This is a genomic window from Candidatus Abyssobacteria bacterium SURF_5, assembly GCA_003598085.1.
Lineage (GTDB): Bacteria > Abyssobacteria > SURF-5 > SURF-5 > SURF-5 > SURF-5.
The window spans coordinates 16,068-32,419 of sequence record QZKU01000091.1; the positions used below are offsets into that span (position 1 = coordinate 16,068).

11 protein-coding genes and 1 pseudogene are annotated in these 16,352 nt (G+C 56.9%); 3 read left to right on the forward strand and 9 right to left on the reverse strand.

Translation table 11 applies throughout. The features are described from left to right. The first annotated feature begins 185 nt into the window (after nt 1–185). Complete coding sequence (locus tag C4520_13040; protein ID RJP19370.1) at nt 186–1,040, forward strand: 2-hydroxyglutaryl-CoA dehydratase; 855 nt, start codon at nt 186–188, stop codon at nt 1,038–1,040. Nucleotides 1,041–1,212: 172 nt separating this feature from the next. Here C4520_13040 and C4520_13045 read toward each other — a convergent pair. The 4 genes and pseudogenes from C4520_13045 to C4520_13060 all read right to left on the reverse strand — a co-directional run bounded on the left by C4520_13045 (nt 1,213) and on the right by C4520_13060 (nt 6,726). After that, nucleotides 1,213–1,731: pseudogene (locus tag C4520_13045) on the reverse strand (transposase). A gap of 276 nt (nt 1,732–2,007) precedes the next feature. Continuing rightward, a complete protein-coding gene (locus tag C4520_13050; protein RJP19371.1) occupies nt 2,008–3,366 on the reverse strand; it encodes an MATE family efflux transporter in 1,359 nt (452 codons plus the stop codon). Beyond that, on the reverse strand, nt 3,363–5,315 hold the full coding sequence (gene uvrC, locus C4520_13055) for an excinuclease ABC subunit UvrC (protein RJP19372.1): 1,953 nt from the start codon (nt 5,313–5,315) through the stop codon (nt 3,363–3,365). The genes C4520_13050 and uvrC overlap by 4 nt, the downstream gene beginning before the upstream one ends. Before the next feature lie 286 nt (nt 5,316–5,601). Then, a complete protein-coding gene (locus tag C4520_13060) occupies nt 5,602–6,726 on the reverse strand; it encodes a citrate synthase (protein RJP19373.1) in 1,125 nt (374 codons plus the stop codon). A gap of 455 nt (nt 6,727–7,181) precedes the next feature. On the opposite strand from C4520_13060, the gene C4520_13065 reads away from it, so the two are divergent. After that, a complete protein-coding gene (locus tag C4520_13065; protein ID RJP19374.1) occupies nt 7,182–7,385 on the forward strand; it encodes a hypothetical protein in 204 nt (67 codons plus the stop codon). Here the strand turns inward: C4520_13065 and C4520_13070 are convergent. The 5 genes from C4520_13070 to C4520_13090 all read right to left on the reverse strand — a co-directional run bounded on the left by C4520_13070 (nt 7,369) and on the right by C4520_13090 (nt 15,565). Then, complete coding sequence (locus C4520_13070) at nt 7,369–10,479, reverse strand: DUF748 domain-containing protein (GenBank protein ID RJP19375.1); 3,111 nt, start codon at nt 10,477–10,479, stop codon at nt 7,369–7,371. The two genes, C4520_13065 and C4520_13070, sit on opposite strands and share 17 nt — an antisense overlap. Before the next feature lie 178 nt (nt 10,480–10,657). Further along, entirely contained in the window at nt 10,658–10,816 is a 159-nt protein-coding gene (locus C4520_13075; protein ID RJP19376.1) for a YqaE/Pmp3 family membrane protein, read from the reverse strand. A 744-nt stretch (nt 10,817–11,560) separates the two neighbouring features. After that, nucleotides 11,561–12,565 (reverse strand): ketopantoate reductase family protein, encoded by a 1,005-nt coding sequence (locus C4520_13080; GenBank protein ID RJP19377.1) that lies wholly within the window; start codon nt 12,563–12,565, stop codon nt 11,561–11,563. A gap of 214 nt (nt 12,566–12,779) precedes the next feature. Next, the gene (locus C4520_13085; GenBank protein ID RJP19378.1) at nt 12,780–15,269 is read right to left on the reverse strand and encodes a penicillin acylase family protein; all 2,490 of its coding nucleotides are present in this window, start codon (nt 15,267–15,269) and stop codon (nt 12,780–12,782) included. Nucleotides 15,270–15,289: 20 nt separating this feature from the next. Further along, the gene (locus tag C4520_13090; protein RJP19379.1) at nt 15,290–15,565 is read right to left on the reverse strand and encodes a hypothetical protein; all 276 of its coding nucleotides are present in this window, start codon (nt 15,563–15,565) and stop codon (nt 15,290–15,292) included. Between the two features lie 340 nt (nt 15,566–15,905). Here C4520_13090 and C4520_13095 point away from each other — a divergent pair, with 340 nt between their 5' ends. Beyond that, nucleotides 15,906–16,160, forward strand: a complete 255-nt coding sequence (locus C4520_13095; protein RJP19380.1) for a hypothetical protein — start codon at nt 15,906–15,908, stop codon at nt 16,158–16,160. The last annotated feature ends 192 nt before the right edge of the window (nt 16,161–16,352 follow it).

The window sequence follows — 16,352 nt, forward strand, 5'->3', positions numbered from 1 at the left end:
TTTGAAAGCCCCTGCCATAGGGCAAGCAGAATAATAACAAAGGCGGCGCGAAATCTCAAGCGCAAAATTTGCATAGCCATATTCCGGCTTGCCCTCTGCAGATAAATCCTCTATAATGCCAAGAGAAACAGTCAGTTAGTTCAAAGAGGAAGGGCATGCGCCCATCGCTGTCTTTGCACTGCGCAATGCAGAAGCGATGGAGCAGGGCGGGCGCCTGCCGGCAGAGCAGAGGACAGACAGTGACATTTTATGCTGGAATCGACATAGGTTCACTCACATGCGACGCCGTGATCATTGACGAGTCGGCCAATGTAGTTTCTTTCGCCATAGTCCTGACCGGCGCTCGCAGCCGCGGCGCGATCGAGGCGGCTTACGCCGCGGTACTGGAGGGGGCAGGCCTCAAGAAACAGGATATTTCGGGCCTTATCTCCACCGGGTATGGCCGGGAGCAGGTGGACGGCCGCATCAAGAGCATCACCGAGATCAGTTGTCATGCAAAGGGCGCCGCGTTCCTTTTCCCGAACACGCGGCTGATTCTCGACATAGGCGGCCAGGATTCAAAAAGCATCAAGGTGGGCCCGAACGGGCAGGTGCTGGATTTCGCGATGAACGATAAATGCGCGGCCGGTACGGGCCGTTTTTTCGAGGTGATGGCGCGCGCTCTCGAGATCGATCTGGATGATATGGGCAGGCTTGCCTCCCGCGCCAACAACAAGCTGAGCATAAGCTCGATGTGCACCGTCTTTGCCGAGAGCGAGGTCGTCTCGCTGGTTGCGCGCGGCGAGCCGGTCGAGGATATCGTGGCGGGGCTGTGCCGCGCCGTGGCCGAGCGGACGCGCGCGCTTGCGCAGCGCGTCGGGATTGCGCCCGAGGTGACGATGACCGGCGGCGTCGCGAAGAACCTGGGAGTCGTCCGCGCGCTCGAGGAATTGCTCGGCCAGAAATTCAATATTCCCGCCGAACCCCAGATTGTGGGCGCACTGGGCGCCGCGATTCTGGCCAGGGAAACCACATCAAGAATGAATCCGGTTCCGAAGTAGGGCCTCCACCTTCGACTGCAGGCGCGGGTTTCAACCCCGCCCAAACATCGAACCGTGCAGTTGTCGCACGCACATCCATCAAATTCGGGCGAACCTTTCAGACACGCCACGGTTCGTCCGCAGGGCCAGTTTTCGAAGGTGCTCCTGTATTAGGTTTCGGGTCTGCCGCAAACGGGTTTTCTCGGTCATATTCCCATTGGATAGGATTATTCACGACATACTCCCGAATGCGGTTCAGTGATTCTTCTGTGCGTATAATGTGCTCATAGTAACCGCGCTGCCAGAGAGGGGTGCCGGATGTGCTCCGTGAAGCATTAATACGGCGGGCGGAAAATGTTTTTAATGCCCTCACGATCTCGGACAGGCCATGCATCCGGATCGATATCGAACCCGCGCCCGCAGTTGTCCGAACATCTTGTGGATGCAGTAGTATGACGATGCCGTGAACGTGATTCGGCATCACAACGAAGACATCCAAACTCACGTGCGGGTAGTGGCGAGGCAAGGCAAGCCATTCTGCAAGAACCAATTGGCCAGCCTGATTCAATCGCATCTCGCTGTCCACAACATTGCCAAAAAGAAACTTCCTCTTGTAGGTGCAAAGGGTGATGAAGTAGGCGCCGGCCTGTGTGTAATCATATTCAGGAAGACGAATCGGCCGGCGCCGGAATTGATGCCGGTGGTCATTCATGCAGCCCCCCCGTTTTCTGTAGGGGCGGGTTTGAAACCCGCCCAATCATAGAATCGTACAGTTGCCGCACATCCATCAAATTAAGGGCAGGTTTGAAACCTGCCCCTACATTGTAACCAGATATTCAGGTTCATATCCCAGCCGGTCTGCAATCAAAATCTCTGGCAAGTAGAAACGATAGGATCGTTCTGAAGATACTTCCCCTCCTATCACCTGCCATCACAACCGTTCCAAGACGAATCTGCGCAGGCGCGGGTTTAAGACCCGCCCGCGCCGCTACACCTTCACCGATTTCCATCTGCCGGAGAGGAATCGCAGAAACAGCACGAACGCCTTTATGTAGTGGTCGGCGAGGATGATCAGCCACACCCAGGTGATGCTGAGGCCGAGCACGTGCGCCGCTAAGAACGCCAGCGGCAGGCGGATCAGAAACATCCCGATAAACGAGGAATACAACGGCCAGCGCGTGTCGGCGGCGCCGATCAGCGCGCCCGAGAGCGCGAAATGGATCGCCATCGCGGGCTGGCACAGCGCGAGCACGCGGACGAACAGTGCCGTATAATCGACCACACCGGCCTCATTCACGTAAATCAGAGCAGTCGGCTTCGCCGCCACGAACAGAATGATCCCGATTGCCGCCATCACCCACACCGCGAGACGAGTGCATTCCCATCCCTGTGAGGCCGCGGCGGAAGGCTCCTTCGCGCCGAGCGACTGCCCGACAAGCGCCGAGGCCGCCACCGAGAAACCGAAGCCCGGCATGAACGAGAGCGACATGATATTGACGCCGATCATGTATGCGGCGAGCGGACCGGTGCCATAGCCGGTGATTATCGTCATGTACCACAGGTAACCGAGTTGGATGAGGCCGTGCTCAACCGCCGAGGGCGACCCGATCCGGAGGATTCTGGCCATCAGATCGCGCTCCATCACGAGGAGCTTCCGCGGGAGGGAAAGCATCAGTTTTCCCGTGAGGGAGAGGTAAACGAAAGCGGCGGCCTCGAGCGTGAACGCTATGATGGAAGCGATTCCCGCTCCGAGCACCCCCAACTCCGGCATTCCGAGTTTCCCGAAGATCAGCCCGTAATTGAGGATCACATTCACCACATTCGCGCCGACGCTCACGAAAAGCGGTGTCTTGGTGTCGCCGGCCCCCCGAAGAGCCGCCGCGAAGACAAGCGCGACCACGAGGAAAAGCGTTCCCGAAACGACAACTCGGAGATACGGAACGCCGACCGCCGTTACGACCGGATCGGCTCCGAACAATCGGAACAACGAGGCGCTTCCGACAAATGTCGGGACGGTGACAACGGCGGCAAAAACAGTTGACAGCAGCAGCGAGTGCCCGAGAACCGCGTCGGCGCGTTCCTTCTCCTGCGCGCCAATGTGGCGCGCGACCAGCGCGATTGTGCCAGTTGTGACGGCAAGCGTCAGCGCCATCACCATGTTGAACATCTGCCCGCTCACGCCCACGGCCGCCACAGCCGCCGATCCCAGCCTTCCCACCATGATCATGTCGGCAATCCAGACGAATGTGAGCAGGAGATTGTTGAGGATGACCGGCCACGCGAGCGAGAAGATCTTCCTTCTCAGAGAGGGTGCCGCCGTTGGGACAGACACGGTGCCGGTGGTCATTGATCGGAGCCTGCGGCGGCGCTCTGTGTGGCGGAAAGCACGAGCTTTACTTCTCGGGCAAGCCGGAGCGGAATCCCTGCCGCCGCGGCGATTTCTTCTTCGGACGCCTCAGCGGTTTTGCGGACGCTGCCGAAATGATTGAGGAGCAGGGTCCGCCGCCGCGGCCCGATCCCTCTGACCTCATCGAGGATCGAGCGGGTATGCGCGCGCGCGCGGATTTTTTTGTGGTACGAGATTGCGAACCGGTGCGCCTCATCGCGGATATGCTGCACCAGGCGCAGAGCGGGCGAGCCCGGCCGCAAAATGATGGCGTCTTTGCGGTGGGGAATATATATCTTGTCGGCCTCCTTGGTAGCGACCCCGGCATTGCGGCGATAGAGGATGCGCTCCTTGGCGATGCCGATTGCGTCCTGCTCGATGATCTGCAAATCGTCGAGGACGCTGAGAGCGACGTTCAGCTGGCCCTTGCCGCCGTCGACCACGATGAGCGAAGGCATCGGGCCCTCTTCGATCGCGCGGGACAGGCGGCGCGTGAGCACTTCGCGCATCATTGCGTAATCGTCGGCGCCCTCGACCGTGCGCACCTTGTAGCGGCGATAGTCGGACTTCTTCGGTTTGCCGTCCTCGAAGACGACCATCGAGCCGACCGCAAGCCGCCCGGAGATATTCGAGATATCGAACGCCTCGATGCGCTCCGGTCGCTTGTGCAGCGAAAGCGCCTGCTGGAGTTTCTCGAGCACATCGACGGAGGCCATCTCCGCCCGCTGGTGTTCTTCATACACCGTTTTCGCGTTCATCTGCGCCATGTTCAACAGGTGCTTCTTATCGCCGCGCTGCGGGACTATCACCGATACGCGCTCGCCCTTCTTTTCGGAGAGCCACTGCTCGATGGCTTCGCTGTTCTCGGGCTCGACCGGGAGCACGACTTCCTTGGGCACGGTGTGCCCGCCCGAATAGAATTGGGTGAGCATCGAGCCGAGCGCCTCCTCGAACGGCGCCTTGATTTCCGAAAAATGATATGGCATGCTGCCGACGATCTTCCCGCCTCGCACCGCCAGCACAACGACGCCGAGACTGCCGGTCTCAGTGAGACTGCCGGTCTCAGTGAGGCTTCCGGTCTCGCGGTGGACGCCGAAGAAGTCACGGTCGATCCGGTCGGATGCGGCAACCTTCTGGCGCTCGATCGTTTTCTCGACCGCCTGGATCTGATCTCGGTAGCGGGCGGCCACCTCGAACTGCAGGGCATCCGACGCCTCCTGCATACGAGTCTGAAGCGTCTCGAGCAGCTCCTGGTTCTTTCCCTGCAGGAACGCGATCACATTCTGCACAAGCTGGGCGTAGGTTTTCTTGTCGACCTTGCCGCAGCACGGTCCCATGCATTTGTTCATGCCGTGATAGATGCACGGGCGCTGGCGCCGCCCGAACGTCTCGTTAGAGCATTTGCGCAGCCCGAAGTAGTTATTGATGACCCGGTACGTCTCGCGGGCGGCGTAGGCCGATGAATAGGGGCCGAAGTACATTGCGCCGTCGCGCTTGACCGTGCGCGTTATCAGGAGGCGCGGATACTCATCCTGCAGCGTAAGCTTGAGCCGGAGAAAACTCTTGTCGTCCTTCAGCCGGAGGTTGTACTTCGGCCTGTGTTCCTTGATCGCGCTGTCTTCCAGGATGATGGCTTCCTTCTCGGTGTCGGTGACGATGACGTCGACATCGGCCACGTGCGCCGCCAGGAACGGCGACCACACGCGCCCATCGTCGCCCTTCTGGAAGTACGAGCGAACGCGCTTACGCAGGCTCTTCGCCTTGCCGACGTAGATCACTTTGCCCCGCTCGTTTTTCATCAGGTATACGCCGGGCTGGTCGGGGAAATTCCTGATTTTTTCGTCTATTTGGGCTGATATTTTCATGATAAAAACTCGCGAATATCTTTCTCTGTCCTCATTATACCCCATGGCAAAGACGACGGGCAAGCAAAGATTCGGCGCCTGGCGCTCATGTAACCCCTTTACAATCTGGATGTTGCAGGTATGAAGGCGAGTCCCGCTTCTATTCACGCAAGGGACGGGAAAAAGCCTGAAGGGTCTTCTCTGTCTAACCGCAAAGGCGCAGAGGCGGAAAGATATGGCGAGAAAAAAACGAATCTGTTCCTGATGATTGTGTTGTAGGGGCGGGTTTGAAACCCGCCACTACGGAGGTATGGATTACTGCGGCCGCCAATTGGTCGCGCTTCCGCCGCCGCTATCGATTCTGGAGCGGGATGAGTTTCTCGTTCATGCGCCCCTTGTAATTGGAGATGGGCCGAATCAGCCGGTTATCTGCCTGCTGTTCGAGGATGTGAGCGGTCCAGCCTGCCATGCGGCTCATCGCGAAGATGGCGGTGTATAGATCGAGCGGGATGCCCATACAGTAATAGACAGATGCCGAATAGAAATCGACGTTAGGGTCCATTCCTTTCTCGTGGCGCATGATATCTTCGATCCTGGTGAGCATGCTGTACCAGAGCGGGCCGCACCCGTGTTCGCTCATCCATTTGGAGTAGGCCTTCAGGATTTTCGCACGCGGGTCCATCGTCTTGTAGACCCTGTGGCCGATGCCCATGACTCTGCCCTTTTTTTCGAGGAGAGTCTGGATGTACTCGTCGACTTTTTCGAGGCTGCCGATTTCGAGCAGCATCTGCATGACGCGCATGTTAGCGCCGCCATGGAGCGGCCCTTTCAAGGTTCCAATCGCGGAGGTGGCCCCGCTGTAGATATCGGCGAGCGTGCTGACGGTCACGCGCGCGGCGAAGGTGGATGCATTCAGGTCATGATCGGCATGCAGCACCAGGCACACGTCGAGCACGCGGTTGAGCACCTGCATCATCTCTTGCCCTGCCAGCATATAGAGGAAATTTTCAGCAAGGCTCTTGTCTTTGAGCGGGGAGACGATCGGCAGGCCGTTCCGAACGCGATTGAAGGCGGCAATGATGGTCGGCGTCTTGGCCACGAGGCGCGCCGCCTTCCGCAGGTTCGCCTCGCGCGAGGCGTCTTCGGTCTCGGGATCGTGCAGCGCCAGTGCGCTCACGGCCGTGCGCAGGATGTCCATCGGATGTGCGTCGACCGGCGCCGCGGTGATAAAATCGATAATCGGCTGAGGCAGGTCCCGCTCGGCCGCAAGCTGCTTTTGGAAGGCCTCCAGCTCGTCCCGGTTCGGCAGCTTACCGTACCATAGAAGGTAAACGATTTCTTCGAAGCTGGCGCCGTCGGCCAGCTCATTTATGGGATAGCCCCGATAGGCGAGTATCCCCCTGTTTCCATCTATGTAACAGATCTGAGAATCGGCAACGACGACGCCTTCGAGTCCTTTAACCGCAGTAGTGGTCATTGGTTCCTCCCATTTCATTCGAGCATGTTCCGGTTAACGAGGGACGCGAGCGTCTGGAGATATGAAGCTCTACCTTTCCCTTCGAACAATTTTGGCATTCAATTTGATATCTGTAAAGGCCTTTTAGGCCTTTCCGGTATTGGGAGCAGGGTTTCTGGTGGGGACTTTGTAAAAAATCGGCGGCGGGAAAAGTTCACTATTCAAGGTGTTGCGCCATTCCGAGATGCCAAAAATCATGATCGGTGTGGCCGGGCATCGCACTGGACAGCGAATTTCGGCGGAGTGAGTGTCGGGAAAATTCCCTGTCCAGATCGACCGACCGGCAATACCCATTCGATACAACTTCATAGAGAGGAACGGTCTGCACCGCAGACTTAACGCAAGAAGGGATTATGCGGATCGGTCAAAACTCGAGGTTGGCAAACGCGACTTCGAGACGCTCAGCCTGAAGCGCGATGGCCGGGGATGTGGTTGAGGCCGTGGGCAAATTCGGGAGGAAAAAAGGCAGGATAGGTTTCAAGATTGTGGCCGATCTACCAGAAGCAGTGGATTTACATGAATTCGCACCTAAGACGCCCGTGCAGCCAATCGCAAATGAACCAAAGAGCAGCGGATTGATCTTCTTTAGTGTAGCTTCGATGTTCATCCGCCAAGCGTGAGATCGGCGCGCAACGCGGCGCCGTCGGATACCGGCCCCAGCTCCGGATCGAGCAGGTAAAGCCTGTCGTTGGAGACGCCGTGCCGGTCGATCAGGTATCCCTTGATTCGATTCGCCCGCTCTTGCGCGAGAAGGCGAAGCTCGATTTCCTCGACCGGCGTGTTCTCGATCAGTCGATGGCGCGCTCTTTCAACCAATGTGTCGAGCGATCCCGATGATTTTCCCATTTCCCGGACCACTGCCCTGCTCTCGATGGATGTTTTCGATCTCAGGCCGAGCAAGCCTTGCACGTTGTCGACCAGCCCCTGCCCGGCATTCAGAATCCTTTCTCCGGCTCCGCGCGTTTGCTCCGGTGTCTGTGGGGAAAGGCCTCCAGCGTCGGCGGCTGATTCCTGCGGCGCCTCGAGCAGAGTTCTGGGGTTCTCGCCGAACGTTTCGATATAGGTCTGAAGGACAAGGCGGCTGTAATCTTCGTTGGAAAGCACAATTCCCTCGACGCCGTCAGGATGTTTTCGCTCTCCGTCCTCTTGCAGCTTGGTATTTTTCAGTTGGTTCGATAATTTTTGATCAGCCAGCACCATGCGGTCGTGTTCCGTATCCGCCTTTCCTTTGATCTCAAGCCGAAGCATGGGGCGCTTTGAGAGCGCCGCCGCGAGGGTATCGAGCTTTTCGATCTGGACGGGGCCAAGCTCCGGGCTTCCGAATTGAAACTCGATGAAACTCAGTTCTTCGCCGCTCCCCCCGACGAGCGCTCCAATCATTGCAAACGGAGAGGTAACCGCCTTCGCAAGGATATTCATCACGGCCTGAAAAATGATATGCCCATAGCTGAACTGCGGGTCGTTGAGGTCTCCACGAATGGAAATGTCCAGATCGATAACGCCATTGGAGTCCTTGAGCAATGCGATGGCCAGACCGATCGGCAGCTTTATCGCACTCGGGCTCTCCACCCGTTCGCCCAGAGTGAGCTGGTCCAGAACGATCTTGTTCTCGCCGATAAGGACGTTCTGCGAGACTTTGTATTTCAGGTCCAGTGATAATTTGCCCTTCTCGATGGCGTAGCCCGCGAACTTGCCTGAATAGGGCGTGAAGCTGGTGAGCTCGATATTCTTGAACAGCAGCATCAGGTCGGTGTATACGTCTTCGCTCAACGGATTGATCTGGCCCTGGATGCTGACGGGCGCGTAAGCGTCGACCTTGCCCTCGAGCGAAACGTCGGCGCGCGCAAGAGCCTTTGACGAGAGCCCGCTGACTGTCCCCTTCAGGTCACGAATGCCGATTGAAAAATTCGGCGTGAGCGAGAGGTCCGAAAACCCGGCGGCCCCGCCATTGATGCTGATCTTCTTGATCGCGATCGGCATCGGTTGCCGGTCTGGGCCCGGCTGATCGCCGGCGGGTTTCCCTTCAGTCTTGCGGGAAAACATGCTCGTGAGGTTCAATGAGCCGTCCGGCCAAATTATCACTCTAGTGTTGGGTTTTGTGGCGACGACCTCCGAAATCTTCAGGCTGTCGGGTTTGAGATCGAGGGAGAAATCTTTGAATGCAAGCGATTGCCAGTTTAGAAAGTCGTCCGCGTACACCTGGCTCACTGCCTTGAAGTTGTCCAGAGAGATACCACCAACATAGCGGATCATCGGCCCGTTATCGCCGAGCGCGCGATATTTGGCTGCGCCTTCCAGATTCAATGCGCCGTCCAGGATGCTGAGATTGGCCGCGGATGCGACATAAGAGTTGAATGGATTCAGAGATATCTTTGAAAATTTGAGCGCAAGATCGGCGAACAGGGGATCAATGCCGGCCTGTCCCTCCCCTGCCATCGTTCCCGTCTCGTTTATCTTGAGGTCGAGCGCCATATCTATGCGCGTTCCCTTGCGGGTGCTGATGTTCTTCAGCAACGCCTCGATGGAATCCAGGTTTATGCGCACGGGTTTTTTGTGTGTGCGGTCCTCAAATGAAACGGCGTACTTGTACAGCGTGGTCTCGTTGATGGTTACCACCCAATCGTCCGCGGCGGCTTGTTCGGCCTTCGGCGCGGCTTTATCTGCCTTTGCGGAAGCCGACTCCTTCATGATCAGGTCGAGATAGTTGAACGTTCCCTCGGGCGTGAGCCACGTCACGAAGCGGCCGTCCGTGGATTTGACGGAAGAGACGGTCACCTGTTTTTCCAAGACATCGATCTCGATGCCCGTCGCAGCGAACGCGGATATCGAAGTGAGCGGATCGGCGGCGCCTCTTTCCGCAAGCTTGAAGTTCTTGAGCGTAGCCCGGCCATTGAGCAACTTGATCCGGGATTCGCCTCCGCCGAGTTGCGCGTCGTATTGGCCGGCGACGCTGATCTCGCCGTCGGTTATATCGAAATTCACCCGGTCCTGGAAGTATTCCCAGAGTTTCGGCGCCTGGATCGCGTTCAGATAGAAATTGCCCTGGGACCGCACGGGATTGACGGACAAGTTGCCCTCCCATCTGAAGGCTTCGCGCTCATGAGTGCTTGCGGTGAATGCATACGGGCTGTCACTGTCTTTCTGCGTACTGAAGTTCTCGAGTGAAATCTGGATCGGGAAAAAGGTTCTCTCGAATGGCGTCGGGCGCGAGAGGTCCAGAAAGGCGATACGGCCCTCATCGACCGAGAGCCGGAAGATCAGCACCTGCGGCAGCTCGCCCTGTTCGTCCGATGGGGGCTCCGGCTGGTCGGAAGGCTTGAGGAGATCTGAAAAGTTGAGGGTTCCGTCAGGAAAAACCCTTACGCGCGTATCGGGTGCAATCAGACGGATTTCAGCAAACGTAAACGCCCTTCGGAAAAGAGAAGATGTCTGGAAATTGACATAGAGCTCGCCGAAGCCGGTGAACTGCTCTCCATCGAGGTCGTAAAGCTTGAAGCCGTTCGCGGTCAGCGACAAGGCAAACGGATTCAGCCGGAGCCGCTCGAGATACGCGTCTCTCCCTAGGGTCTTCTTGATGTTTGAAGTGAGGACCGACTTCACAATTAACGGTGCAATGAAAAATCCGAAGAGCGCATACAGGGAGACGAGCGAGAGTATCACGATAATGGATTTTGCAGTTCGCGAAGATTTCACAAAGGAGGCGAGCGTATTCATGAAGGAATCTCCCTTCTGTCAGGTGGGACCCGCCGCCAGAGTCGCAAGGCAGCGTGCTGCTCGTATCGCAACGCCCTCGGCCGGCGTTCGATTCGGTATGAGACATCTCGGCTTTATCGGGTCTCCTGTGCCGCCGGGGCGCCGCGGCCTGCGCCGAAATCGTTTCAGTCAGCCCGCGTCATTTTTTTGCTATTACCCATATGGCATGGACAATGCCGGGAATGTACCCCATCAGGGTGAGGAGGATGTTGATCCAGAAGTGCATGCCGAATCCAACCTGCAGGAACACTCCAAGGGGCGGAAGCAAAATAGCGATGATGATTCGCACCAAATCCATGCCGTACCCTCCTGTTCGAACTCTTCAGCAGCAATTCCTACAAGGATGCGCCTGAAGACGGCCAAGAGCAATTACTTCGTAAGTAAAGAACCGCTTGCATCAAAGGACAAGATGCTGCTCCTATTGCTGGCGCAATATTATCAGAAAGCAACAATATCTTCAATCTTTAGACGGGTGCGTCGGGAAGGACGAAAGTTCCGGCGACGGCCGGTCATATCGAGATAGCCCGTGGCTGGGGGTAGCCATGGTATCCAACCGCATAGCCGCCGACGATCAGATACTCAACGGCGTTGGAGTTCAGCAGTCTCAAAAAGTCTTTGAAGTCTGGATGTAACTCGATCTTTCCCATAGACCATTCTTCGGCTTATCTCGACAGCGCGAAGGCGTTCCAGCGGTCCTCTTGACAGCCAGTACTTCTTTTCTTCCTCAATATCATTCAGGGCTGTGACCGTCACCTTCTTTTTATTCAACCTTGGAAGTTCGTCCGTCATACATGCCGGCCTTTAGCGTCAAATTTAACTCCTGTTCCTTCCCGATAGAGTGTTCTTTCTTAAAGAATACCACACGCGTCAGACGGATTCAATATCTTGCCGTCATCAAGCAGAAAGCAGTTGGAGGGGCAAGCGGGGCCGTTATCAAAGGGCCTCTTCCTCAACACTCGCGCATCAAACCTCTCTCAGAATTGTCATTCTGAGGAGCAAAGCGACGAAGAAGCTCTCGAATTCCACGGGGCGATAAGCGCCTTTAGCCAGCGGCTGATTCGAGGATGGCGATATTGTCCGGAGAAGGGATGACCTCGCCCGTCTCCATTTGCTTGATGATCTCGCGGACCTTCGCGTTGATTGGGACGGAAACGCGTTTTTCGAGCGCGCGGTCGACGCAATAGCCGGTGATATAATCGACCTCGGTCTTGAGGCCTTTTTCGATGTCCTGCAGCGGGCCGGGATAGATATTGCCGGCGACGGCGGCCATCATGTCGAGTATCTGCATCGAGCGCTCGATGCTTTCCTCATCGGTTGCGGTAAAGATGGTGGGATCGACCACGCCCTCGAATTTCTCGACGTTCACTCCGCAGGCTTCGGCGGTTCTAATGACTTCGGCGACGAGACGGGCGAAAACTTTCTTGTTGCGCTCGGGCGCGAGCGCCTCACCGACGGTCTGCCCGAGCGTGCCGCAGCCGGCTATCAGGCAGTTAATGCTGAGCTTCGACCAGCGGTGGCCGTACAGATTATCGGTCAGCAGCGTCTCGACGATATCGTCGAGCACACCTTTCACGCTCTTCAGCCGCTCGGTAATCCTGCCGTCAAGCTCGCCGAGCGTGAACTTGCCTTCCGAGGTCTGCGTCAGATGGCCGGGACCGGCGTTGGTCGCTCCCCAGCCGACGACGCATCCCAAAACTCGCTCGGGACCGAAAACCGACGCGATGGTATCCTCGCTGATTCCGTTCAGCAGCGTCACAATCAGCGTGTCCGGCCCGACATACGGCTTGATGTCGTTCAGCGCATTCATCGTGTAGGGAGTCTTGACTGTCAGCAGCACGAGATCGAGAGGGCCCGACAGGTCCTTTGCCTCGACCGCATTGAGCGGGACGATCATCTCGCCGCGCACGCCGTCGATGAGGGCGCCTTTCCTGATGCGCTCGCGGTGCTCCTTGAACGGCTCAACGAGGGTGACGTTTCGGCCGGCCCGCGTCAGATACGCGCCGCATATGCTTCCGAGCGCGCCCGCTCCGAAAATCGTTATGTCCATGTCTGTTCCTCTATGCTGGGGGGTTGTGCTTCGGGGACAGGCACCATTCTATCCCGCGAGGCGCGGGATTTCGCTGCGCTCAACGAGGCACTTGAGATAATTCCCTAAATGGAGCCAGTCCCCTTCGCTTGGCCCCAAGTCGGCTGCTGAATAGATTCATAATTGCAATCCACTGTTGTCTGTGGCTTTGTAGGGGCGGGTTTCAAACCCGCCCTTACGGGGCAGCCGTCGGTACTAATGGTATCAGCACCAGTTTGTCTTCACACTCTCCCGTCTCCTCTGCGTTTTTCCACAGAGGAAGCGATTCTCCCTTGAGCCAGAGCGGCAATTGATCCGCATAGTGGCGGCTGAACCGATTTTCGGACTGGCCGAGCGTGATGACCATTCGCGCCGCGTCCACGTCTCCGAAGTCCATGACTGTTCTCATTGACGGGCCGGCGATTACCGGATAGGGCTTTTGGTCCAGATCGAAGTAATAGTTGCCCGGGTTGACAGAATAATTTTCGCCGCCCAACTGATACGGGCCGAGGTTCAGCAGCTTCGCCGCAATTCCGGAGCGCCCCAGCGGATGCGAGAAGGTGAGCGTGTGAAGTTGTCCCCATTTCCACCCGTCGGGGGGGCGGCGATAGAAGCGCCTCAATGATTTTACTGCTTCGCCCGCGCATTCGGCAATCACCTGGTCCTGCGACTCCACACTTTCTGTCGAGGGATCATCAAACCATATCGCGAGCGCGATATTCCCCAACATGTCGTCGAGGTCCGCTACTGACCGATAAATCCGCCTCCACTGGCCGGGCTTCATTCTGCCATCGATGATCTCTCTCGCAAGCGTCGCATAACTCTCAAAGAAAACCGCGGCGCCGGCGCTGTCACGGTCGGCCATCAGGTCCCATTTCTTCAAAAGATCCACCGCCTGCTTGAAGTCCGGATCGTCCGTTGGATACCTCTCGCACGCCTCCACGAAGATGTCCCGCACGTGCGCCGCCTGTTTCGAGTAGACGTCCATCTGGATGCGCTGCATATCTTCCCCAGAGAGTTTCTCCTGCGCGAGGATGAGCTCCTCTATTCGCTCTGCCCGGTATGGATTGGCGTAACGCGTCGAGATGAGATACGGGTAATCGTCCGGAGTCACCCGGTTGTTCGCGGTGACGATATATCCGCTCGATGGGTTGAGGAGGCGCGGCATCTCGTCGTAGGGGATGTAGCCTGCCCACTCGTATTCGTTCAGCCAGCCCGGCGCCGGCAGCATCCCGCGGCCCTTTCTTCTGATCGGAATCATGCCGGCAAGCTGATACCCGATATTGCCGTTCGCATCCGCGTACACCCAATTCCACACCGGTGTGGCCGTGTATCGCAGGGCCTCGTGGAAATCATCCCAATTCGCCGCCTTGAGCATCAGGCGCGAAGTGATGAGCGAGTCGGAAACTTCGTACCCCGCCCAATGAAGCGAGAGCGGCATGCCGGCTTGAACCGGCGGGTCCGAGATCTCATTGATGATCGGGCCGCGGATGCTGAGCCGAATCTGCTTTTCCACTGCTTTCTGTTCGCCATTTTCCCGATAGTGGATGGTCTCCTTGATGATGTCGAACGGCTGATACGAGCCGTCGTTGTAGTATTCGTTCGGGTTTTCAGGATTCAGCTTCTCGATGAAGAGGTCCTGCGTGTCGGCGCCGGTGGTCGTGTCGCCCCAGGCGATGCGGCGGTTGTGACCCATCACAATCATTGGAACGCCACTTGTCATGATGCCTGCCGCCTCGATGCCGGGAGCCGACAGGCGCGCCATATACCATATCGACGGCAAGGTATGCGGGATGTGAGGGTCATTGGCCAGCATCGGTTTGCCGGAGCGGCTCCTTTGTCCGCTCACTGCCCATGCGTTGCTCGCGAATACCTGGCTTCTGTCCGTGAATAATCCCATGTGCGCCGCCGTTTGTATCGGCGTCGCTTCCTTGTCCTCGAACTTGATAAGACTATAATCAAACTCCGGCGGAATGATTGTCTTGTCTATGCGAGCAGGCACGATGTCGTACTGTTTCTCAGTTTCCGGGATGATGCTGGGGCCGCGCTCCCTGTGGGTCTCGATCAGCTCGAGCGCCGCATCGGCCCCCATGTCATGCACGAGGCCGGCCATCGCGAGCTCGGACTCCCAATTGAATGTGACCATCCACTGCTGCCACATGAGCACGCCGTACACGTTCTCGGGCGACCACAATTCAGGCTTGTATCTCAACAGCAGAAACTCAAACGGCAGGCGGTCAGGGTATCTTTCTATATAGTCATTTATGCCGTTGACATAGGCGCGGCAGATCGTCTTCGACTCTTCGCCCGCGTTTGCCCAAATTTTTTCCGCCAGCCGCTGAAAGCCGAGCACCCGGTGCCTGTGGTCGACCGGGATCAGCTCGGGCCCGAATATCTCGGCGAGGCGTCCCTGCGAGAGGCGCCGGAAGATATCCAGTTGCCAGAGCCTGTCCTGCGCGTTCACGAACCCGAGCGCGTAATAGAGATCATTCTCCGATTGGGCCTGTATATGAGGTATGCCGTAGCTGTCGCGGCTGACTTCGACGCCGTGCTCGAGGCCGGGGAGTACAATCTCGCCACTGGTCTGCGGCAGGCTTCTACGGATCAGACGCGCGGCCCATGTCCCGCCAACCGCGACGACAACCAGGAATGTTGCTGCGACTATGAAGACGATTTTTCTTCTCATTTAAGGGCTCTTTCTTATCGTCAGTTTCCCTGGAAATGCCAAATCAGGCCGACGATCAGCGGCAGAAGCATGAGCAGCCAGCCGCAAGCGATAACAAGGCATCCCGGCGATTCAGTGTCAACGCTCTGCAGTCGCATGATTCCGGTGTATGATTCCATTTCTTTGCTGAACCATATGCAGGCAAGCGGGAGCACAAGAAAGGCAATGCAGCGGATGACACCGCCAGCGCCTCCGAGCCGATAGGCCGCAATGAGATAGATTAGCGCAACTATCGCGGATAGAATTCTGTTGACCATTCTATTCACCGCATGGAATCACGTTAATCTTTGACCGCTACTATAGCAGTCGCGGAAAGAATTCTTCAAGCACCGCGGCAAGGAGTTCTTTGCGGCCAGAACATTGTTTATCACGAATGACCAAACCAAAGCCGAAGCGCACGAATGAAAAAAGGAGTCATTGGCGGATTACCCTGGTTATTTACAAACCGAAAAAGAAGAAAGGACATTCACAGGAGCAAACGGAGGAGACGGAAGATTTCCGATTCTTTCTGCTTGACCTCCGGCCCCGTCACGGGATAGCATAGACTGCTCATCCAAATGCGGCCGCCTGCAAAAGCTTTTCAAGGAGAAACCAATCATGCGCGGCAACAAATACTTGAATGCGGCCATTATGGAGGTCGTTGAAAACCAACTGAGAGACCTGGACCCGCCCGAAACTCGGCAAACGTATGACAGGCTTTTGGGTGAGGGCCTTTCCGAAGAGGAAGCGAAGCAGCTCATTGGAGTCGCCGTCGCAACTGAGATTTATTACGTTATGAAAGACCAGCGGCCTTTTGACCTGGCAAAATTCACGAAGCCCCTTTCCGACTTGCCGAAACTCCCCGAAGATTGATGCATCGCGTCAGCTCGCCGGCCGTAAAGGTGCAAATTAGAGAAACTTGTTTTATACAGACTGAAAAAGAATAAAAAGAATATTATGGGAGCAAACAAAGGAGACGGATAATTCCTTCTTCCTGGTTTGAAAGCGGAATCTGAAACCTGATCATTTTCTTTGGTGGCGCAGACGTCTACAAAAAGCTTTTGA

Coding starts and splice junctions, on each gene's coding strand:
- C4520_13040 (RJP19370.1), top strand. CDS start 186: ATGCAGAAGCGATGGAGCAGGGCGGGCGCCTGCCGGCAGAGCAGAGGA.
- C4520_13050 (RJP19371.1), bottom strand. CDS start 3,366: ATGACCACCGGCACCGTGTCTGTCCCAACGGCGGCACCCTCTCTGAGA.
- uvrC (RJP19372.1), bottom strand. CDS start 5,315: ATGGGGTATAATGAGGACAGAGAAAGATATTCGCGAGTTTTTATCATG.
- C4520_13060 (RJP19373.1), bottom strand. CDS start 6,726: ATGACCACTACTGCGGTTAAAGGACTCGAAGGCGTCGTCGTTGCCGAT.
- C4520_13065 (RJP19374.1), top strand. CDS start 7,182: ATGGCCGGGGATGTGGTTGAGGCCGTGGGCAAATTCGGGAGGAAAAAA.
- C4520_13070 (RJP19375.1), bottom strand. CDS start 10,479: ATGAATACGCTCGCCTCCTTTGTGAAATCTTCGCGAACTGCAAAATCC.
- C4520_13075 (RJP19376.1), bottom strand. CDS start 10,816: ATGGATTTGGTGCGAATCATCATCGCTATTTTGCTTCCGCCCCTTGGA.
- C4520_13080 (RJP19377.1), bottom strand. CDS start 12,565: ATGGACATAACGATTTTCGGAGCGGGCGCGCTCGGAAGCATATGCGGC.
- C4520_13085 (RJP19378.1), bottom strand. CDS start 15,269: ATGAGAAGAAAAATCGTCTTCATAGTCGCAGCAACATTCCTGGTTGTC.
- C4520_13090 (RJP19379.1), bottom strand. CDS start 15,565: ATGGTCAACAGAATTCTATCCGCGATAGTTGCGCTAATCTATCTCATT.
- C4520_13095 (RJP19380.1), top strand. CDS start 15,906: ATGCGCGGCAACAAATACTTGAATGCGGCCATTATGGAGGTCGTTGAA.